Origin of the sequence: Sphingobacterium psychroaquaticum (assembly GCF_900177625.1) — a bacterium.
Classification (GTDB): domain Bacteria; phylum Bacteroidota; class Bacteroidia; order Sphingobacteriales; family Sphingobacteriaceae; genus Sphingobacterium; species Sphingobacterium psychroaquaticum.
In genome coordinates, this window is the sequence record NZ_FXAU01000007.1 from 93,297 (window position 1) to 115,382 (window position 22,086).

At 40.2% G+C, this 22,086-nt stretch carries 11 protein-coding genes; all 11 read left to right on the forward strand.

The features are described 5' to 3' along the window. The first annotated feature begins 477 nt into the window (after nt 1-477). The gene (locus tag B9Y69_RS16255) at nt 478-3,630 is read left to right on the forward strand and encodes a SusC/RagA family TonB-linked outer membrane protein (RefSeq protein ID WP_085474042.1); all 3,153 of its coding nucleotides are present in this window, start codon (nt 478-480) and stop codon (nt 3,628-3,630) included. Nucleotides 3,631-3,636: 6 nt separating this feature from the next. After that, nucleotides 3,637-5,199: a SusD/RagB family nutrient-binding outer membrane lipoprotein gene (locus B9Y69_RS16260; RefSeq protein ID WP_085474043.1), complete on the forward strand. Its 1,563-nt coding sequence runs from the start codon at nt 3,637-3,639 to the stop codon at nt 5,197-5,199. 444 nt (nt 5,200-5,643) lie between these two features. Further along, nucleotides 5,644-8,784 (forward strand): SusC/RagA family TonB-linked outer membrane protein, encoded by a 3,141-nt coding sequence (locus B9Y69_RS16265; protein ID WP_085474044.1) that lies wholly within the window; start codon nt 5,644-5,646, stop codon nt 8,782-8,784. 11 nt (nt 8,785-8,795) lie between these two features. Then, nucleotides 8,796-10,358, forward strand: coding sequence for a SusD/RagB family nutrient-binding outer membrane lipoprotein (locus tag B9Y69_RS16270; RefSeq protein WP_085474045.1), 1,563 nt, complete (start codon nt 8,796-8,798; stop codon nt 10,356-10,358). A 31-nt stretch (nt 10,359-10,389) separates the two neighbouring features. Continuing rightward, on the forward strand, nt 10,390-11,181 hold the full coding sequence (locus B9Y69_RS16275; protein ID WP_234991287.1) for a DUF4397 domain-containing protein: 792 nt from the start codon (nt 10,390-10,392) through the stop codon (nt 11,179-11,181). 2 nt (nt 11,182-11,183) lie between these two features. Next, nucleotides 11,184-12,179 (forward strand): phosphodiester glycosidase family protein, encoded by a 996-nt coding sequence (locus B9Y69_RS16280; RefSeq protein ID WP_085474047.1) that lies wholly within the window; start codon nt 11,184-11,186, stop codon nt 12,177-12,179. A 164-nt stretch (nt 12,180-12,343) separates the two neighbouring features. Then, nucleotides 12,344-13,570, forward strand: a complete 1,227-nt coding sequence (locus B9Y69_RS16285) for an exo-beta-N-acetylmuramidase NamZ family protein (RefSeq protein ID WP_085474048.1) — start codon at nt 12,344-12,346, stop codon at nt 13,568-13,570. 211 nt (nt 13,571-13,781) lie between these two features. After that, nucleotides 13,782-17,270 (forward strand): SusC/RagA family TonB-linked outer membrane protein, encoded by a 3,489-nt coding sequence (locus B9Y69_RS16290; protein WP_085474049.1) that lies wholly within the window; start codon nt 13,782-13,784, stop codon nt 17,268-17,270. A 14-nt stretch (nt 17,271-17,284) separates the two neighbouring features. Then, complete coding sequence (locus B9Y69_RS16295) at nt 17,285-19,087, forward strand: RagB/SusD family nutrient uptake outer membrane protein (protein WP_085474050.1); 1,803 nt, start codon at nt 17,285-17,287, stop codon at nt 19,085-19,087. A 23-nt stretch (nt 19,088-19,110) separates the two neighbouring features. Beyond that, entirely contained in the window at nt 19,111-20,544 is a 1,434-nt protein-coding gene (locus B9Y69_RS16300; RefSeq protein WP_085474051.1) for a DUF4623 domain-containing protein, read from the forward strand. A 72-nt stretch (nt 20,545-20,616) separates the two neighbouring features. Beyond that, the gene (locus tag B9Y69_RS16305; RefSeq protein WP_085474052.1) at nt 20,617-22,077 is read left to right on the forward strand and encodes a glycoside hydrolase family 10-like protein; all 1,461 of its coding nucleotides are present in this window, start codon (nt 20,617-20,619) and stop codon (nt 22,075-22,077) included. Nucleotides 22,078-22,086: the final 9 nt, after the last annotated feature.

Genomic DNA, 22,086 nt, shown 5'->3' on the forward strand with positions numbered 1-22,086 from the left:
ATGAAGTTGGCAATGGGTTGCCTGTAGAGGTACTGGTAAGTTAACAAAAATAGGGGGTAAACAGAAGGGAAAGCTGATCTAATTAATGGGTTTTTATAGATTTACCTCTATGAACCCTCTATGAACCCTCTGTTAAACCTTGGTTTTTCCTTGGGAAACCCTCTAGTTTTATTACTTGACTAGTAGAGGATTTGTGGTTGAAGGAGCATCTTAGGGGCTAGTAGCGGAGAACCGTAGAATTTATTCTCTCTCTATATGTGCCACTGGATTAAGCATGTTTATGCGCGTTTGCACGGGGTGATTTTTTATTTTCAGGATAAATCTTTTATTGTTCGCTTTATTTCTCGTTTTTTAACAAAAAATAACGCAATCTCTTGCATCATACGCTAGAATGTGCTACACTTGTACCGTCGTTTGTTGTCTATGCACGTATAGTAATCAATTGACCATTATGATAATCCATAAAAACTAAACAATATGAATAAAGCTCTACTTTTGACAGTGGCTTTAGGATTTACACTTCATGGAGCCCAGGCAGGCTTCGGGACGAATATCCCAAATTCGAGAAGTGCGAAATTTCCTGAGCCGCGTGTTGTCATTCAAAATCAAATTTCTGGAGTGGTTCGTGATGGAAATGGCCCCGTGTCAGGTATTTCGGTCGCTGTTGTAGGAACCAATTTAGGAACGCAAACTGACCAAAGTGGCCGGTTTTCGATTTCTGCTCCTACAGGAAGTACACTTCGTTTTTCTGCTATTGGGTATCAGTCAAAAGATGTGCTTGCTACATCAAATCAAGTTCAAGTCATATTAGAGCGTAGTGATGCTGCAATTGACGAGGTTGTGGTAACTGCTATGGGGATCAAAAAAGAGAAAAAAGCTCTTGGTTATGCTGTGCAGGATATTAAGGCCGATGAGTTGATGAAGAACAAAAATCCGAATATGATTAATTCGCTCAATGGCAAGATCGCAGGGTTGAATATTACAAATTCTGGAGGTTCTCCAGGCGCATCCGCGTCAATTGTAATTCGAGGAGGCACATCGTTAGAGCGGGATAATCAGCCTCTTTTCGTAATAGACGGTATGCCGATGGATAACTCTACTGGAGTGGGGGATATGTCACAATTTGATGGTAACACAAATATTTCAACAACGAATGGTAACCGCGCAATGGATATCAATCCGGATGATATTGAGTCCATCTCTGTGCTAAAAGGACCAACCGCTGCTGCATTGTATGGAATCCGGGCTGCTGCAGGTGCTATTGTTATTACAACAAAAAAAGGTAAAGATGGTGTGGCCTCAATAGGTGTTTCTTCAAGAGTAGGAACCAATACGGTAAATAAACTTCCTGAACTTCAAAAGCGTTATAAGCAAGGAACCAATCTCGATGGTGCAGGAGTAGACCCTGTTACCTATTTATCATGGGGGGATCAATTTGCTCCGGGAGAGGTCATCTATAATAATTTGGAAGACTTTTTCAAAACTGGCGTAACGTATGATAATAGTTTTAACGTTAGTGGGGGAAATGCAAAAGGAAACTTCTATCTCTCAGGAGCTAATGTTAGTCAGTCTGGTATAGTGCCTACAACAGATTACAATAGAACAAACTTCCGTTTTAATGGAGAGCAAAAAGTTGGTATCTTAACTTTTGGGGCTAATGCGGCCTATTCCGAAAGTAAAACAACGAAGACATTAACGGGGACGGGGTTATGGGGTTCTGGCGGTAACGGATATATGGAGTCTATAATTGCTTGGCCTCAGAGTGCCAACATGAAAGACTGGAGAAATCCTGATGGTTCGCAAAAGCTTTTAGTTTCTGTGGGTAATGATCAAGAAGAAATATTATTAGGGGCTATTGATAATCCTTACTGGACTGTAAATATGAATCCTCAAAATGATAAAACAAATCGTTTTTTAGGAACATTTTATACGAATGCAAAATTGACAGACTGGTTGGATTTTACTTATCGATTAGGTGTCGATAATTATACCTCAACGTATACGTCTAAAATATCGGCAGGGTCTGCTGTAATTAGAGATTATCAAAAAGGAATGTTGTCGCAAAATATTAGACAATATAATTTTTTAACAAATAATTTTTTACTGAACTCCCATAAGGTTTTTGCGGATGTTTGGGATGTTAATCTTTTGTTAGGGGCTTCTTCTGAAGATATTAGCTCAAAATCAAGCGCAACGAAGGCTCAGAATTTTGTTGTTCCGGGTTTTTATTCGTTTAACAACGCTAAACAGGAAGATAAATTCTTGTCCGATAATGTGAATAATATCAGACGCTTTGGTGTTTTTGGTGATTTAAAGGTTGGCTATAAGAATATGGCTTTTGTGGGGATGACATTAAGAAATGACTGGTCGTCAACTCTGCCGAAGAAAAATAGATCATTCATGTATCCTTCATACAGTGCGAGCTTTATTTTTACCGAATTGTTTGAAAAGAACAATATACTTACATATGGTAAGCTTCGGGGGTCATGGGCTGAAGTTGGTAAGGATGCTCCTGCGTATCAAACTAATTCTTATTTGGATCCAGTTGAGTTAACCATTGGAGGAGGGTATAAAAACTCTTGGACATTAGGGAATCCCAATCTTGTCCCAGAGAAGACACAGTCTTTTGAGGTTGGGACGGACCTTAAGTTCTTTAAGAATAAGTTAGGCTTAGAGTTTACATACTACAATAATAAATCAGTAGATCAGATTTTATCACCACGCGTAGATAATGCTACAGGAGGTATTTTTCAATATGTAAATGCGGGTGTCCTGCAAAATAAAGGTGTCGAACTTACTTTGACGACTTCTCCGATTAAAAGAGATAATTTTTCTTGGGATGTTATGTTGAATTTATCACATAACAAAGGAAAGGTGAAGGAGCTGCCGGGAGGGATAGCTATTCTATATGTCACAGATGTTCAGGTTGCAGATGGGAAAGCTGCTTCTTATAATGATGGTGACTTCATGGCGATTAGTGGAAAAGACTGGACACGCAATGACGAGGGAAAATACATTCTTAATTGGACGACAGGATTACCGACTACAAATTCTAATTCAACAGTTCATGTCGGGAATAGAGAGCCAAAGTTGATTGGTGGTTTGAACAATAGTTTCACGTATAAGGATTGGAATTTGTCGTTCTTGTTGGACTTTAGAAAAGGCGGGGATGTTTTTAATGGTACTGAAGTTCTATTGACACAATATGGATTAAGTAAACAGACCGAAAATCGGGGAGGAACAATTTCTATGACAGGTGTAGCTCTTAATCCGGCTACCAATCAGTATGAAGATGTAACACGGGAAGTTGTAGCTAACCAAGACTTTTACACGCGTTACTACATTAATCAAACTAGTAACTTTATCGAGAAAGTTAATTGGTTGCGCTTAAGGTCGGTAGATTTGTCCTATAACTTACCAAAAAGTTTTCTAGCCCGTACAAAAGTGATCAAAGGGGCATCTCTAAATGTGAATGCAACGAACCTTTTCTTGATCACAAATTATTCTGGAATGGATCCTGAGACGAGTGCGGCAGGTGCGGGTGTGATTGGTTCTGGTTCTGTCGGTGTTGATTATGCGGGAGTGCCAAATACACGGGGGTTTACTTTTGGTGTTAATTTAAAATTCTAAACAGAGATGAAAAAAATATTATCAATTATAACTATTGCGGGAGCACTTTTAATGTCTTCTTGTGATAAATGGCTTGATATTAACGATAATCCGAACAATCCAAATACAAAGGTTCCTACAGTAGATTTAAGATTGCCGTCAATTATAGCACGCTTTGCTGAAGCTTATGAGAGTGGTGGGACCAGGGCTGCGTTGATAGCGCAACAAGTCTCGGGGACAACAGCTAATAACTGGAACCTATCTAGGTGGAATATTACTGCGGCAGCGGTTAACTGGCCCTACCAACCGTGGTATATTTATACCGCTGTAAACATACCGGATTTGATTGAGAAGGGGCAAGAGTCTGAGGCTTATCATTATATGGGAGCTGGAAAGATTGTGTGGGCTTGGGGGTTCGGCATGTTCTCTGATTTATATGGAATGCTACCTTATGATGAAGCATTTGTTGGGGGGAATATGGTTCCAAAGTATGATCAGGGAGATCTTGTTTATGAAAGGTGTATAAAAGAGTTAGACGAGGCGATAGCCTTTTTGCAAAGAACTCAAGGAACATCTGCTCCGGCGCTATCAAAAGGAGATTATCTTTTTGGCGGTGACACGAGCAAATGGATTAAATTAGCTTACGGATTAAAAGCTCGGATGCTTAACCATCAATCAAAAACGGATAAGTATAATGCGCAAGAGATCTTGAGTTTGTTAGAAAAAGCACCAAAAACAGCAAATGAAAGTGCTTTGTATCAGTACCAGGATAGATCGACTTCGGCAAGTTCTTCAACTGAATCATTACAGTACCAAAATAATGCAAGTAATAGAGTGACAAAATTGTATATTGATTACATTTTGAATAATTATTTGGGCGCTCCTACGGGAGGTAATGATTTAGAGGATCCTCGTGCTAATTATTTAATACCAAGGTTTGTTGCAACGAACATGCGTACGCCGGGTGTTAATATGCAAGAGATTCCAGATGCTGGTTTTGCTTCAAGCATAGCAAATTATGCGGCATTACGACCAACGCCTAATGTCTCGACAGGCTCCGTGTATGCAAAAACAGATGCAAAAGGTCTTTTACTGACCAGCTCCGAGATGCACTTTATTAAAGCTGAAGTTCTTTTGGGGCAAGGGGATAAGAGTGGAGCATTAAAGGCATACAAGGATGGTATTAAGGATCATATGGAAGTTTTAGGCATTCCTATTGCATCAATCAATGCTTTCTTAGCAAGTTCGTCCGTTGTTCAGGATTTTAATTTGCTTACAATTAGTCATATAATGATTCAGAAGTATATTGCACTCTCTTATTCTCCAGAAGTTTTTAACGATGTTAGGAGATTAGAGTATTGTACGGATGCTAGCGGGAAGTATAATGAATCAACAGGTGTTTATAAAGGATTAAAAAGACCGAAGGCGGTATTTTCTCTTGCCTTTCCTTCTGATGACATGTGGCCAAGAAGGTTTGCTGTTGCTTCTTATGGAATTAGTTATAATTATGCGCAAGTTATTGCTGCGGACCCTGATGCTTCAGAGGCTGTGTATACCGCAAAAAGAATTTGGTGGGATAAGAAAAATTAATTTTTAGTTGATAAAAAAGAGGGCTTTGGCCCTCTTTTTTTGTTTCTACCCCAAATAAGCGACTTGTTGCTCCCGGGGAGTAAAGTTTATGAGCTAATCGGCATATGTTTCCATTAGCGTAGGTTCTTGATTAAAAAACATTGTTTCTATTCTTGTTTTCTTCTTCTTGCTTGTTTATGCCATTTCTGTATGTTTTGTTTTTGTAAAAAACATGTTTTAACGACATTTTAAGCAGTTTATTCTTTTTTCTTTAGTATATTTTGCATTTTATTGCAAGAATCAGAAAAATAACGTAGATTAGTCTCACTAATTAATTAACGTTTTAACAAACTACTAACTTAGATTAACTAAAGAAAAAGAGTGTAGATACTCTCTGGGAGGTGAAAAGACCTTGGAGACTACTAATCAATGACTATTATTTAATCACTTATTAACATCTAAACAATGAGAAAGTCTTTACTGCTTTCTGTTGCTTTAGGAATTAGCTGTCAAATAAACGCACGGGATATTTCGGGCTGTTTGATGTTGGCTGATCCTTGGGTGGCAGTTCCCTATGGGGATTCTGAAGAGCAAAACCTGATTCGAGGACTCGTTCGAGACGCCGATGGCCCCATGGGTGGGGTTACTGTTAGTGTGGTCGGGAAGTCTGTGAGTGTTCAAACTGATCAAAACGGAAATTATTCCATTCGAGCCTCCGTTGGAGACAAGTTACGTTTTACGGCAATTGGTTTTATGCAAAAAGAAGTTGTTATTACAGCCGAGGTTGCAAATGTTGTCCTTGAAAAAGACGATAAGGCTATTGATGAGATTGTGGTAACAGCAATGGGTATTGAGCGTTCAGCAAAATCTCTTGGTTATTCTACACCTAAAGTTGCGGGTGATGAGGTCTCTGATACACAACGAGAAGCTTTTTTTAATGGTCTGCAGGGACGAGTGCCGGGATTGTCCATTAATAGTACGAGTGGGATGCCCGGGGCCTCCGCGCAGATTGTGTTACGGGGGTTTGCTTCTATATCAGGCGATAATAGTGCATTGATTGTGGTGGATGGAGTGCCTATTAATAATTCGACGGTCAACGAAAATGATTTGGCGATGAATGGCCCCAATCGGGATCTAGATTATTCGAATAGGGCAATGGATCTTAACCCAGAAGATATTGAATCATATGTTATTATGAAAGGTCCTGAGGCCACGGCATTATATGGAAGCCAAGGTGCGGGTGGAGCGATTTTGATTACAACGAAGAAAGCTAAAGCAGGTAGTTTTGGCGTAAGTTATAATTACTCGAACCGTATTGAATCAGTCAATAAGTTTCCGGAAAGACAGTATGTGTACATGCAGGGGTTAAACGGAGCATATGACGGCACTTCATCGTACGCCTTAGGTCCCAAGTATAAGGATGATATGGTTCTCCATACAGATAATATTGACAATTTTTTTAGAAAGGGTTATAATCAAAAACATAATATGACCTTTTCGGGAGGGAGTGATAATCTATCCTATCGTTGGTCAAACGAGTACAATGACAATACAGGGATGGTTCCCAACACACGTTACACGCGTGTTTCATCGCGATTAAATGCAACGGCTAAATTCTCTGAGAAGTTTGATCTAAATACCTCGTTTAACTATGTGTATTCAGATAACGATAAAGCACGAAAGGGAGCGACGGGTTATTTAATGACCTTAATGCGCTTTAATCCTTTGTATGATGTTCGTGACTGGATTGATGTTAAGAAAAATCGTGTTCTAAACACCAAGGATATTTATAATGAACTGGATAATCCTTTTTGGGATACATATCGAAACCCATCAAATGATGAGGTGAACAGGACTATGGCTTCTACAAACTTTGCTTATAAACCATTTTCTTGGATAAGGTTTAAAGGAACTTTAGGGTTGGATTATTCGAATACAAGAGGGATCAGTGTATTGCATCCTCAATCCTATTCGGGTTCGGGAACAGCCACTGCTCCTACAGGAGGAAGGTTTAGTTCCTATCAGAATAATACGAGAATACTTTACGGGAATTTCAACGCATCAGCAAATACTCAGATAGGAAAAGACTTCTCCGTGAGTGGAAGTTTAGGGTTTGAGATTCGTGATTTAAGTTCGATTACAGATTCCCAGTATGGGACTAACTTTTTTGATCCGGATTTTTACAATATCAATAATACCTATGCCTCAACGCGTTTGTCAAAAAATGCATATAACGATTATCGATCACTGGGGTATTTCGGACAGGCTGTTTTTGGATATAAAGAGTTGTTGTATCTGACACTGTCAGGACGACTTGATGGAAGCTCTAGATTAATGCCTAACGATCCATTCTTCGCCTACCCATCAGCATCCTTGGCGTTCAATTTTACGGATCTGAATATATTTAAAAATGATGAAACGTGGTTGAAAGATGGAAAACTGCGTCTTTCTGTGGGAAAAACAGGGAAAGGTCCAGGTAGATCGTATTTTACGAGGTCCAATTACGAACCGCAATATTCGACGGGTGGCGGGTATGCCTATGGGTTTAATGGCGGAAACCCGTTATTGCATGCAGAGATGACAAAAGAATTCGAAACGGGGATCGAGTTTTCTCTTTTCAATAAATTCGTAACATTTGATATTGCTTATTTTTCGCGTCTGAGTGATGGTCAGATTATTTTGCCACGCTTGAGTTATGGTTCTGGTTTTGTACTGAAGATGATGAATGGTGGAGAAGTAAAGAACTATGGAACGGAGATTCAAGCTATATTTAATCCGATAAAGAAAAAAGATTTTAATTGGAACATCACGTTCAATTATACCCAGTACAAAGGAAAAGTACTTTCTCTAGCTGATGAACTGCCTGAGCTCTATGATTCTGATACCTGGGTCTTGGGAGGCGTGCGTTCTGCGGTGCTTCCAGGCTATAGTATTGGGGCACTTAGTGGAACACGGTTTTTGAGAAATGACAATGGTGACGTAATTATTAACCCATCTACGGGTTTGCCAGTGGCAGGAACAGATCGGTATTATCCTATTGCGGATCGACTCCCCAAATTTACTTTGGGGACAATAAATAAGTTCAATTATAAGGATCTGTATCTTACTTTTTTATGGGACTGGCGTTACGGAGGAGATGTATTGAACGGTCTTGATTATACGTTGTTCACCTTAGGGATGTCTACCAAAACGTTGAATAGGGAAGAGCCTCGTGTAATTAAAGGGGTTTTACAGGATGGTTTGGAAAATACCGCGAATCCAACCGCGAACCATATCGCAGTTACTCCTTATAGTGCCTCTACGTATTACTATACTAATATTGAACCGGAAATGTTTGTTGAGAGAAATGTGTATACGTTCCGTTTGCGTGATGTCACATTAAGCTATAAGCTACCTAAAACAGCGACTCGATTCTTAGGACAAAAATCCTCTTTGAGTGTGTTTTTCACGGCAACAGACCTGCTTATGTTTACCAACTATACGGGATTAGATCCAGAGTCGAATTTAAATACACCGGGCTTAGGGGGGATTGGTGGATATGGTATCGACTTTGGGAATATGGGTAAGCCGAAGGGGTACAATTTTGGTTTGAGTTTAAAACTGTAATTCGGAAAATTATGAAAAGGAATATATTATTGGCCCTTCTTGCATTATCAACAATGCTAGTAGGATGCCGGAAGTTTTTAGATATCAATGAAAATCCATCGTTGCCGCAAAATGTAAAAGCAGAGCTATTGCTTGCTCCTATTATTTTTCAGATGGGAAATGGTGTTGCGCAAGATTTGCCGATGGTGAATAAGTTTAATCAAACAGTCTTTGGTTCATCTGCCGATGATGCTTCCAGAGTGTGGGAGCGGCACGGGTACAGGTCGCAGTCCGATGTTGGTGGTGTTATGTGGCGAATGGTTTATTTCAATCATGGACGAAACCTTGCGTTGATGGTCAAAGATGCGATCGAAAACGAAAAATATGAATATGCAGCGATTGGGTATGCTGTCAAGGCTTGGGGGTACCAAATGTTGACAGATTACCACGGTCCTGTTATTTTAGACGAAGCCTTACGTGATCAGCTATCCTTCACCTATCAGGATCAAAAAGAGGTGTATGCTAAAGTGCGGTTATGGTGTGATTCTGCTTTGTTTTTTCTAGATCAGAAAAGCCCTTTAGATTATTCAGGTAGTTTGAGTTCAGAAAAGGGAGACAATCTTTTTAGGGGCAATATGGAGCGTTGGCGTAAATTTATTTATGCTATTAAGGCGACGCAGTATATTCATTTGATCAATAAGCCAGATTTTGCTTCAAAGTATGCGGATTCAGTCGTGTATTTTGTGGATAAATCATTCTCATCCAATGCAGATGATGCAAATATTAAGTTTGCTGGAGATAAGAAAGAGACATCTAGTGTTGCGGGTCCTATGCAAGCGAACTTTACGAGTACCTATTACAGTCGTGCAGGTCAACCCATTGTTAATTATTTGGGCGGAGGGCTTCGCGGCACAGCTGCTACCCCGGTGAGGCCGTCTGTCGACCCTCGATTGGTCCTTATGTTAAACCCGACTACTGTCGACAGTACGTATACGGGAGGGGTACCAAATGTTGCGAATGGCACTGTTCCGCATATTATGGGGAAAATTATCGACAACGTGTATGAAGGTCGGTTTATCTTTCGTGATAAAGTGGATTTTCCACTTATGACATATGCCCAATTGCAGCTGATTAAAGCTGAAGCATTGTTTATCAAGGGGGATAAAGATGGTGCCTATGACGCCTATTTAAAAGCTATTCGATCGCATATGACATTTGTGAATAAGTATGCAAGTGCAAATGAAGCGCAAATAAAAGAGGTTGAGATTGTAAATTATTTGAAGAGCTCAGAGATTCCACAAGTGTCAGCCGATTTAACATTAGCGGATATTATGGGACAAAAGTATATTGTCCAATGGGGTTGGGGTGGTATGGAGCAATGGTGTGATCTTCGGAAGTATAAATATGATGTAAATGTGTTTAAACAATTTCAACCATTAAGTGGAGCGTCATTGCAGTATCGTGAATATTGTTACCGGGTAAGACCACGTTACAATTCTGAATATGCTTGGAATGCGACGGAATTGGATAAATGGGGGGCATTGGATCCTACTTATGTCATTAAGCCGACCTGGTCTATGACTGCTGATAACTAATACTAATAAATAGTTCGTTATGAAATTTTTAATGAAATTATGTATAGCAGGTGTAGCGGCTATGGGCTTTTACTCCTGCGATAAACCAATTCAAGATTTTGGAGAAGTGGATTTTATGTCGGCAAACGACGTAATTGTTAAGATTAATATGGCATCCGTTTATCCGGACGATCGATATATGTACGTGAAGTTTAACGATAGCCGAATAACTTCACTAATTCGTGCGCGTGAGCCCTTTCCAGGGGGAGGGTATAATACGCGTGGTGACTCTAGGCCAGATTTTTTGAAGTATACAGCAGGAACTGTAAATGTGAAAGTTGCTTTACCTCATAAGGTCGATCGAGGACTTGACTCCCTGATTCTATACGAATCTAATTTGACCTTTGAGGCGGGAAAGAGATATACTTTGCATATAGCAGATACAGCTGCTTCTACTAAACTGATTTTGAATGAGGAAGATCTGTCGCGTCCGGATTCGACGTTTGCGAGGTACCGCTTTACAAATCTAATGCCGAATGTGCCGGCGATAGATTTGTACTATGGAGCTGTAGCGGGTACGGCGGAACCGACACAAGACTCTTTGGTTGCCAAGAATATTAAATACTTGGAGACAAGTGATTATTTTCAATTGAATCGAATAACAAGTAGAACCTGGAAGATTCGTCCTGCAGGCGCGCCTGTTACGAATGCTTCGGTGCTTGCTTCTTATTCCAATGCCGGAGCGTTACTTGATCGAAGAGCGTATACTATTTATGCTTTAGGTTATCAGGGGTTTACTACGACGATTATGCGTCCTTATGTTTCATTTTTCTTAGTGAGATAGATATGAATATAACAAATATTAAAAAGCACCTGAAGCTCGGAGTTTCTTTATGTGCATGGTTGCTGTTGTTTTCGTGTAAACAACGAGATGATTATCCTGTGTTTGAGGATCCAAAGATCGTTGAGGTAGAGAAGGACACCATTCCTCCAGATAATACGAAGGAGGCTTTAACGCAAAAGATAATCGATGGTACAGATGTGATAAAAACGTTTCAGATGGACTCTATGACTGTTTTAGCGCCTGGTGTAAATCGTATGCATGTACGATTCAAGAATAAACTTGATCAAGCTATGAGTATGCAGGTGTTGGAGCTTGATTTGACACAGCCAAAAATTAGTGTGTTTGCACTAAGTCCTTTTGATGACAACTTGTTTACAACCCAGGTGTTGAGCGATATGGCGAAGTATAATGAGGGACGCACTGGAGGCCGTATCATTGCAGCTATTAATGGAGATGTGGCAACAAGTGGGGCTCCAACAGGATCTTTTATCCGATTAGGGCGACAAATTAAGACTTCTACCACAACAGCTACAGCAAATACTCGCCCTTTCATTGCTGTTAAAAATGATGAAACAGTAGTGATCGGCAACAGACCCAATACCACAGTTACTCTAGATCCGTATAATCTTAATGATTTTAAGCATTTGGTTTCCGGAGGTACTTGGTTGGTGTATAAAGGCGGATTAATTACAAGTACGGTTACAACGGTGCAAGCAAATACGGCTATTGGAATTACAGCGGATAAAAAAATCTATGCGGTACTGGTGGATGGTGTGAACAATGCCTTCTCAGTTGGTATCACCTTCAATGATCTTGGTAAGATTATGAAAACGCTTGGTTGTTCCCACGCTTTTTCTACCAGCGTAGGTACAAGTGCTGTTATGGTACAACGAGATAAGGGTATTGATAATGAAGTGGCATGGAGAGTTGTTAATAAACCAGCCACAGCGGCAGGAGGGGCAAACGTGAATGGTATCGGGTTTGTCGTAAAGGATTAATTGCGATAATAGCAGTCTGCTTTTCTCGATTTAATCGTCTTTTGTAAGGTTTAACGGTAGGTCAAAGTGATTTTGATCTACCGTTTTTCATTTTCTTTTTTTCGATATTCTCCATATGTCATTTTTCTTGTTTATGTTTGTTGTAAATTAAAAACCGCACAAATATGAACAAATGCTTCAGTCTGCTTACGGTGCTTGCTCTTTTGCTCTCATCGTGTACAGCACAGAATAAGAAAGAAAAAAACACAAATTCCGACAGTATTGCTGCGGTTAGCCAATCTCAAATAACACCTGCCGCAGATCAATTATCTCAATACCTTCCCATATTAAAAGGAAAGAAAGTAGGTCTCATGGGAAACCAAACCTCTGTTGTTGGTAAGAATAATGAACATCTTGTAGACGTCTTATTGCGTGAAAAAGTAAACTTGCAATTTGGATTTGCTCCGGAGCACGGTTTCCGGGGTAATGTAGAACGTGGTGAAAAGGTGAGCAATGATGTCGATACAAAAACAGGTTTGCCTTTATACACCTTGTATGGTGGTAATGAAAAGCAAGACTCTATTGTGAAGTCCATCGATGTCATGATTTTTGACTTGCAGGATGTCGGCGCACGTTTCTATACCTATATTACATCGTTGCATCGTGTCATGGAGCTGTGTGCTAAACACAATAAAGAACTGATTGTATTGGATCGACCAAATCCATGTGGTGATCAGGTGGACGGTCCTGTACGGAAAGACGATAAATTTAAATCAAACGTTTCTTTTCATAAAATCGCGATGATTCATGGTTTAACTGTGGGTGAGCTCGCAAAAATGATCAATGGAGAAAAATGGTTGGAGCAAGGTAAACAATGTAAGCTGACGGTTGTGCCGGTAGCAAATTGGGATCACACGAAAATGTATGATTTACCTGTTATTCCATCCCCAAGCTTACCGAATCATTTATCGGTTCGTTTGTATTCTTCTTTGTGCTTGTTTGAAGGAACGGAAATTTCTGTTGGACGAGGTACGGACTGGCCTTTTCAAGTGGTTGGTTACGACAATCCTATTTATGGCGATTTCAAATATACACCGGGAGAAAAATCAGGTATGGTAAAGCATGTCGAAGGAAAAGGGCAGACGATGTATGGTTACGATTTGAGAGGGATTGATGCAGATAAACAAAAGTTCACGTTGAAGTATGTCTTAGATTTTTACAACAAGATGCCCGATAAAACCAAATTCTTTACACGTGCAGAATTCTTCGATAAACTTGCGGGAACAGACGAATTAAGAAAACAGATTCTGGCGGGTAAATCGGAAAAGGAAATCCGTAAAAGCTGGGAGAAAGATTTAAAAGAGTACAAAGAGATGCGTAAGAAGTATCTCCTTTATGCAGACTTCAACTAGAAGAAATCGAAAATATATTAAAAACACGCCTTTGTGCGTGTTTTTTTTTGTTTCCATAAGAAAACGTTAAAAAACGCATAAATATTTTGATTTTAACAATTCTTAACTATATTAGTGTCGGTTTATGAATGTTTTTGTGTTTTTCGTAACAAAAACGCAGATATAAAAACCAAATTATGGTACAAATCATTTATTATTTAACAAACTAACAATGAGAAAATCTTTACTATTTTCTGTTGCTTTGGGAGTTTTTCTATCCACAGACTATAATGCAGTTACGGCGGCTGGATATTTTAATTCTTCTGCGGCGACATCTTATTCGTCCAGCAGAGCACTGCAAAGTACGGTGCAAGGGACAGTAAATGGGGCGGATGGGCCGTTGGCAGGTATTACAGTGAGTGTCGTAGGAAGTTCAACTTCGACAATGACTGATGCAAACGGAAAATATTCCGTGAACGCGCCGATAGGTGCTGTTCTACGCTTTAGTTCAATTGGTTACAAATCAAAAGATGTTACCGTTTCTTCGAATACTGTTAATGTGAGTCTAGAGGTTGATAATTCTTCTTTAGAATCTGTGGTAGTCGTCGGATACGGTCAGCAAAAGAAAGCACACCTAACAGGAGCGGTGTCTACTGTTGATGTGGAAAAAACATTAGGTAGTCGGCCAATTCCTGACTTTGCGCGAGGTTTACAGGGAACAATTCCTGGATTGACAATTCAAGTTCCCTCAGGTGAGGTTGGCTCTAATCCTGTTATGAAGATTCGTGGTCAAATAGCATCGCAGCAAGGCTCCAGTAATCCTTTGGTTTTGGTTGATAATGTTGAGGTTCCGAATGTTCAGGTTGTTAATCCGGATGATATAGAAAGTGTTACAGTTCTTAAGGATGCTGCTTCAGCTTCTATTTATGGGGCTAAAGCAGCGTTTGGTGTAATCTTGATTACAACAAAAAAAGGCGCAAAGACTGATCGTACGAATGTAACATATTCGGGCAATTATTCTTTGCAAACACCTTTTAAGGATATCGATATTGCTGGTATAGATGGGTTACAGTATACATTGGATGCGCACGACAATATGAAACAAAGTGGACCGGCGGGGGGCTTTTGGCGCTTAAACTGGGATAGCTTTGAGAAGATTAAGGAATGGCAACAAAAATATGGAGGAACGGTTAAGAACAGCGATCCTGTTGTATACGGGCGAGATTGGTTTTTTGATGGTGTAGATAAATATGGTTATCGTATTTATGATGCGGCTGATGCCATGATTAAGAATAATGCCTTCTCACACTTGCACAATCTCGGATTGAGTGGAAAAAGAAATGATACGCATTATAATTTTTCTGTCGGCTATTTAGGTCAAGAGGGGATGATGAAACCTGCTGCTCATGATGATTATAGAAGGTTGACCTCTAATTTGAATGTTTCGACGAAGGCAACTGATTTCTTGACTCTTCGTGGAGGGGCAATGTATTCTGATGGAACGAAGAGGTACCCTAACGCTATAAATACGTCTCCGAATACTATAGCCTCTAACGGATTTGCGTCAGATCCATGGTTGTATTTGTACAGATGGAGTTCTTTGTTTCCGATTGGTGTGCAAGAAAATGGAGTCTATATGCGCGACCCTGCGACCGATGCGACGCTTGCGCATACTGCAACGAAGCGAGATCGTTACATAAATCTTAATCTGGGAACGACAATTGATTTTACTAAGAATTGGGACTTGAAGGCAGACTATGCGTACACTTCGGAATTCAATTCCTTGGATAAATCACAACCAACGATTACAGGAGCAGAGCCATGGTATAGTCCGGTTGTATGGAATGATGAAACAGGACAACGTATTTGGGTTGATGAAAGTGGGAACCGGACAGAGCCTGGTGTAGGGATGGCAGGATATAAGTTTCCTTTGGTGAATTATGCTACTAAAGGAAATTCTTACGTGTATCGATCTGCATTCGAGTCACAGAAACATACTTTCAATGCTTTTACGACTTATCGATATAATGTAAATGATGACCACGAGTTTAAGTTTATGTTAGGTACGAATGTGGTTAGTGACAAATGGATTAGAAACGAATCTTTCAGAAAAGAGTTGCTTAAAAACGATAATCCGCAATTTAATTTTGCCACTGGAGCTCAAGAGTCTGCCGGAGATCAGGACTGGAGTTCTCAGTTTGGTGTATTTGGACGTTTGAACTACGCGTATAAGGGTAAATATTTATTAGAAGGAAACTTACGTTATGATGGAACTTCTTTGTTTCCAGAGCATTTGCGTTGGAAATGGTATCCTTCTGTGTCTGCAGGATGGATTGTGACAAGTGAGTCCTTTATGGAGCCAATTGCCAATACTTTGAGCTTCTTAAAGCTTAGAGGTTCTTATGGTATAATTGGTGATCAGTCGGTATCTAACGGTCTTTATTGGGCAAAAATGGCTATAACACAGAATAACTGGTTGTCGTCGGAGAATGCTAAGTATTTCCAGTTAGGGACGCCTAATGCAATCTCGGCTGGCCTTGGCTGGCAAAATATTGAACACTTAAACTTAGGGGCAGATGTTCGCTTATTTAATAATAAGTTGGGCTTTGTGTTTGAGTGGTATCAGCGTTCTACTAAAGATATGATTATCGGAGGGGATGCACTTCCCGCAACCTTCGGGGCGTCTGCGCCATTGGGTAACTACGGTAACCTTCGTACAAGAGGCTGGGAGATTGCTGCGGATTTTAGTCATAGTTTTGATAATGGACTACGTCTTAACTTTAATGCAAATCTTGCGGATGCGGTCACTATGATCACAAAGGCTGCGGATTGGAGAACTCCTTTTGAAAACAGAAATATTCATAATACATGGGTAACTGGTAAGCGTTATGGTGATGTTTACGGATATGTAACAGATCGTTTGTATCAAAAAGATGATTTCGTTTATGATAGTGATGGAAAGTTTGCTCAAACAACAATTATCTATGACGGAAATGCGAAAAGAACAAATATGCTTTCAGGGGATAACCCTGTTTATCAAACGTTCTTCGAGGACGGAAATCAGATTCTTCTTATGTCCCCAGGGGATGTGAAGTTTGTCGATGTAAATGGAGATGGATTCATTACGCCGGGGAAAAATACTTTTGGCGACATGGGTGACCAGGTTGTTATTGGTAATAGTACACCGAGATACGATTTTGGATTCAGGGTTGGTGCTGAATATAAGAACTTTGATCTATCTGTTTTTGTGCAAGGAATTGGTGAGCGAAAAATTTGGGGAGATGGTCAACTGGCTATTCCAGGATACTATTCAAAAGAAGGAGGAATGCCGCAGGTATTTGCTTCAGATTATTGGCGAGCAGATCGTACCGATGCATTTTATCCTAGAGCTTGGAATTATAACGGTTCTAATAATGGATTTGTAATGCGTCCACAAACCAGATACATGTTGGATATGGCTTATGTGAAGATTAAGAATATCACTTTTGGATATACTGTTCCCGATAATTTGTTGAAAAGGATGCATTTGTCAAAAGCAAGAATATACGTTTCACTCGAAAACATGTTTACGTTTGACAAGCTAAGAGGGTTGCCAATTGATCCGGAAACGATCTCTGGTAATTCTATGCTGTTAACAAACGGGAATTATAATTTGGGACGTACGGGAACAGGGACACCAACGTTCAAGTCCGCTTCCATGGGTATTCAAATCGGTTTATAATAAATAGGATAATTATGAAACTTAATAAACTAACATATATAGTTGCGGGGTTATGTCTTTCTTTGACAAGTTGTGATAAGTTTTTGGATAAACCTCCTTTAACGACAGAGCAAGACGAAACGGCTTGGACAACAGAAGATAACGTGCGCTTATACGCCAATAAGTTTTTGCCTACTTTCTTTGTGGGATATAATGTCGGTACAACGGCTACTGGTGCAGCCTTAACGGGCTTTAGATTTAGTGATGATGTTTTGGCCTTGGGTAATCAAGAGAATTTTACACGTTCGGTACCAAACAGTTCTATTTGGGATTATACGTCTATCCGATCGTTGAACATTATGATTGATCGGATTGAGAGCCGTATGGGAGGTGTTTTGTCGACAGAAGCCAAAGCGCATTGGTTGGGGATTGCTCGTTTTTATAGAGGGTGGCGTTATTCACAAGTCGTAGCCTCTTTTGGAGATATTCCTTACTATAACCAAGTGTTAAGTGATACTGATTTTGATGCTTTATTTAAACCTCGTACACCGAGAAATGAAGTAATGGATGCGGTATATGAGGACTTAAAATTTGCGCTTGAGAATGTTCGATTGGCTGATGGGGAACAAAATGTAAACCGTTATATCGTTGCTGGAATTATTTCGAGAGTAGCTTTGCATGAAGCGACATGGCAAAAGTACTACTATAACAATGGCGATCAAGCGAAGAAGTTTTTGGAATTAGCTGTTACCGCAGGAGATATGGTTATTAATAGCGGTAGGTATGATATTGTAACGGAGTATAGAACATTGTTTAGCTCGGAAGACTTGAAGGGAAATAAGGATTGCTTGCTTTATAGAATATACAATGAAGCTGGTGGTGTACAACATGCTGTTGCCACAAATTCTAACTTGCGTGAATCTACTAACAATGGCCCAACTACAGATCTGATGAAAGCTTTTATCTGTAATGATGGCAAGGTTTGGCAAAACTCTGCAGTAGAAAACTCTACCGCATTTGATTTGGATAATATGATTAAAACCAGAGATCCACGGTTTGAGGCGACATTTCACCGTAAGCCATTGCCAGCTAACCGAGCGTCCCTGGTATATATCGCAAAATTCTTGCCGCGTGATGTTGAGGCTATTCATGAGAATCTGAACAGCGCTCCGGTAACTGCGTTTACAGCTAACCGTAATACAACAGACTATCCTGTGCTTCGTTATGCTGAAGTTTTATTAAACTGGATCGAGGCTAAAGCTGAGCTAGCAACCATGGGGGGGGCAGCTGTTTCTCAGGCTGATCTTGATAAGAGTGTGAATAAAATCCGGTTAAGACCCATCGCGGCTGAGGCTGTGGCAAGAGGAGTGAAGCAGACGGCTGCTTTACAACTAGGTAGTCTTCCATCTGATCCAGAGCGTGATATTACCGTAAGTCCATTGTTGTGGGAAATTAGACGTGAGCGACGTATGGAATTTACATTTGAATTCTCACGAATTGCAGATTTAGAGCGTTGGGGTAAATTAGAATATATGGACACGAAACTAAATCCAGATCTACTTTCGGGTGGTTGGGTGAATTTTCAAGCACAGTTGCCAAATTTAATTAATGCTGATTTGGGTGTGGTTTCAACTACAGGAACTTACCTACAATACAATGGTTCAAATGCTGCGGCTATGAGAGGATTCTTTAGGCATAAGAGTAATAACGATCGTCTGCCATTTGTAGGACAGGTGAATATTAATCCATACCTAACTCCTGTTGGTAGAAATCAAATGGATGAGTATGTTGCGAAAGGATATGTCTTAAAGCAGACTGAAGGGTGGCCACAAAATTAAGTTGGGATATTTAATACAATGTTATGAAGAATTTAATATTTAAAACGGGAAAGCTATTTTTAGCCATGCTTTTGGGTGTTTTCACACTGTTTTTGAATGCATGTAAGGATGACTTTCCTCAGAACGTGCCCTCTGATAAATTTACAGATCTTAAAGAAATAAAAATCGTAAATGCGGGTGCTAATGGCAATACTGTTGTGCAAGGTGTTATCGATGAGGATAAGAAGACAATATCTTTTCCGAGGATTGATCCCGCAACAGATTTCACGAAGGTAAAATTTGAAGCGACTCTTGCTTCAGGTGCAACTTTGGATAAAGAGGTGTATAGCTTTCCTTTTAACGAAGGAGAATCGGAAAAAACGATTGTTTTGAAAGTCGTAAATAATCCTCGATTCAAAGAGTATTTTACAACAATTCGTTTACTAATCCCTGTTTTTGGGGCAGATGTTTCTAAGCGAGTTATATACGACTATACGAATAACGAGTTGGGAAATCCGATCTATGAGAGCTTTGTGTCAGCCTTGACAAGAGGGTCTGGCTTTGATGGTGAGCATGTTTTAGTTGTTACGCGTCACGGTGCTGGATCCCATTTGTTAAAAGTGAGTGATTTAAAAAACAATACGATAAAGAAAATTCCATTGAATTTGACAGGTGTTACGCAAGGAACTTTTATAGTAAACGTGGGTAATATTGTAAATGGACACACGTACATCGCTAATCTTTCAGGAAATACGGCGGCTAGTCCACTAAAGATTTATCACTGGACCGATCCAACACAGGAGCCAGAGATCATTGCGAATATCAATGTGAGTACTATTATTGGAGCAGGTGTACGTCATGGCGATAATTTTTCTATTACCTTGGATGAAGCAGGAAATGGATATATCTTTTTGGGTGATAACGCGGGAACGAAAGTGCTACGTTTAACTGTTACCAACTATAAGACAATTGGTAGCCCATTAGTGATTACATCAGCAGTAAATGTCGGTTCATGGAGCTCATATAATAGGGTAGGAAATACAGATAATTACTTATTCACTGGACATGACGCCCCAATTATGGTGGTTAGTGGTACTGGTTCGGTTGCGCATACCCTTTCTAGAACAGCTATTCCTATTAGAAGTTCTGATGCACGTGTTGTAAACTTTAATGGAGAGCGTTATTTGCTTACAACGACAGCTGCTCGAACAGGGTCGGAAGCGACAGTACTTGCTTTGTATGATATTACTAAAGGGGGGAACATTGTTGACGCACTAACAGCTTTTGAGCAAGGTGAGAGAAAGCCTCTCTTTGAGCACTCTTTCCTAGGTCCGGTAAATACATCTCCATCAACTCAAACGGGATGGCACGTTGTTAAGGATAGTGAAGGGAAAGACCAAACTCTTGTGCTCTATTCGGGAGCCAGTGATGCTGGGTTTGTTATCATTGATCTTCCTAAAAAGACATTAGAAGACTAAAAAAAAGATTAAAATAGCGAGCCTTGTTGTGAAAGGGGCTCGCTATTTTTCTGAACTTATTATTTGAACAAGATGAAGAAAATCGTATCAAAATTAGCACTTTTCGTGGCTGCTTGCTTGGTTTTTAATAGCTGTAGCAAGAGTGGTGGCGGAGGTGGGACTCCTACTCCGGAGCCTGAACCTCCTGTTGGCGATGGATTGATTTTCCCCAAAAAAGAAATGAGAGCAGTGTGGATGACTACTGCTTGGGGGATAGATTGGCCAATGGGCGATTATAGCCAAGCCTCCCAAAAGCAAAAATATATTCAGTATCTGGATAAATTTAAAGCAATGAAAGTAAATACCATTTTCTTTCAGGTGCGTGCGATGGGCGATGCATACTATAGCTCTGCTTATGAGCCCTGGGCAACATCGATTACGAATACGCGAGGAAAGGATCCTGGCTACGATGTGTTGAAGTTTATGATTGATGAGGCACATGCGCGCGGTATCGAGTTTCATGCGTGGATGAATCCTTATCGCATAGCTACACGAGCAAATACTGGATCTACGTATCCGAATTTGCACAGTTCGATTAATGCCAGCTGGGTGGTAAGCCACGAAAAGATACAGATTTATAATCCTGCAAGACCTGAAGTGCGTCAGCGTATTTCGGATATCGTAAAGGAGCTCATCACCAAGTATGATGTGGATGGTGTACATTTGGATGATTATTTCTATCCAGATCCATCCTCTGCGGGAACTATGGTTTCCGATCAGGATGACTATAAAACATATGGAGCTGGGTTTACGAACATTGAAAATTGGAGAAGAGATAACGTTGATAAAGCTATAAAAGGAATCTATGAGACTATTGTAGCAACGAAACCCGCCGTTGTTTTTTCCATTTCACCTGCAGCGAGCAAAGATTACAATTTTAAAACATTATATGCTGATGTCGCCAAATGGTGCCAGCAAGGCTGGGTAGATGTGTTGATCCCGCAACTTTATCAAGAAATTGGGAACAAGTCTAACGATTTTCAAGTAAATCTTGCAAGTTGGTCACAAAGTGCTAATAAAGCCGCTGTGGTTATCGGGCACGGTTTTTATAAGTTTGGGGATGCGACACAACCATCTGCGTTCCAGACCACGCTTGAGTTGGAGAGTCAGCTGAATATGGCGAAGCGAAATGCGAAGGTGGTAGGTAGTGCAATGTACAGTGCTAAGTATATTACCGACAATAAGATTGGTATTACTGATAAGTTGACTTCATTGTATAGTAAACCTGCTGTTATGCCATTCGTAGGTCGAGCAATCGCAGCAGCGCCAATAAAACCGACGAATGTTCGTGTCGAAGGTGGTCAATTAAAATGGGCAACCTCTGGCAACGTGAAGTCGGTGGTGTACTACTTTAGCGATCTTAAGAAAGAAGGCGAAGTGGTTGCTGTGACGAGTGAACAATCTGTCGCGATAGATAAGACAGGACACTATTGTGTGACAACGATTAACGTTGACAACCAAGAAAGTGCTGCGTCAGCAACGGTTCAAAAATAATGACCGACT

What these genes read in the sequence shown, in the direction of transcription:
- B9Y69_RS16255 (WP_085474042.1), top strand. Translation starts at nt 478, where the DNA reads ATGAATAAAGCTCTACTTTTGACAGTGGCTTTAGGATTTACACTTCAT.
- B9Y69_RS16260 (WP_085474043.1), top strand. Translation starts at nt 3,637, where the DNA reads ATGAAAAAAATATTATCAATTATAACTATTGCGGGAGCACTTTTAATG.
- B9Y69_RS16265 (WP_085474044.1), top strand. Translation starts at nt 5,644, where the DNA reads ATGAGAAAGTCTTTACTGCTTTCTGTTGCTTTAGGAATTAGCTGTCAA.
- B9Y69_RS16270 (WP_085474045.1), top strand. Translation starts at nt 8,796, where the DNA reads ATGAAAAGGAATATATTATTGGCCCTTCTTGCATTATCAACAATGCTA.
- B9Y69_RS16275 (WP_234991287.1), top strand. Translation starts at nt 10,390, where the DNA reads ATGAAATTATGTATAGCAGGTGTAGCGGCTATGGGCTTTTACTCCTGC.
- B9Y69_RS16280 (WP_085474047.1), top strand. Translation starts at nt 11,184, where the DNA reads ATGAATATAACAAATATTAAAAAGCACCTGAAGCTCGGAGTTTCTTTA.
- B9Y69_RS16285 (WP_085474048.1), top strand. Translation starts at nt 12,344, where the DNA reads ATGAACAAATGCTTCAGTCTGCTTACGGTGCTTGCTCTTTTGCTCTCA.
- B9Y69_RS16290 (WP_085474049.1), top strand. Translation starts at nt 13,782, where the DNA reads ATGAGAAAATCTTTACTATTTTCTGTTGCTTTGGGAGTTTTTCTATCC.
- B9Y69_RS16295 (WP_085474050.1), top strand. Translation starts at nt 17,285, where the DNA reads ATGAAACTTAATAAACTAACATATATAGTTGCGGGGTTATGTCTTTCT.
- B9Y69_RS16300 (WP_085474051.1), top strand. Translation starts at nt 19,111, where the DNA reads ATGAAGAATTTAATATTTAAAACGGGAAAGCTATTTTTAGCCATGCTT.
- B9Y69_RS16305 (WP_085474052.1), top strand. Translation starts at nt 20,617, where the DNA reads ATGAAGAAAATCGTATCAAAATTAGCACTTTTCGTGGCTGCTTGCTTG.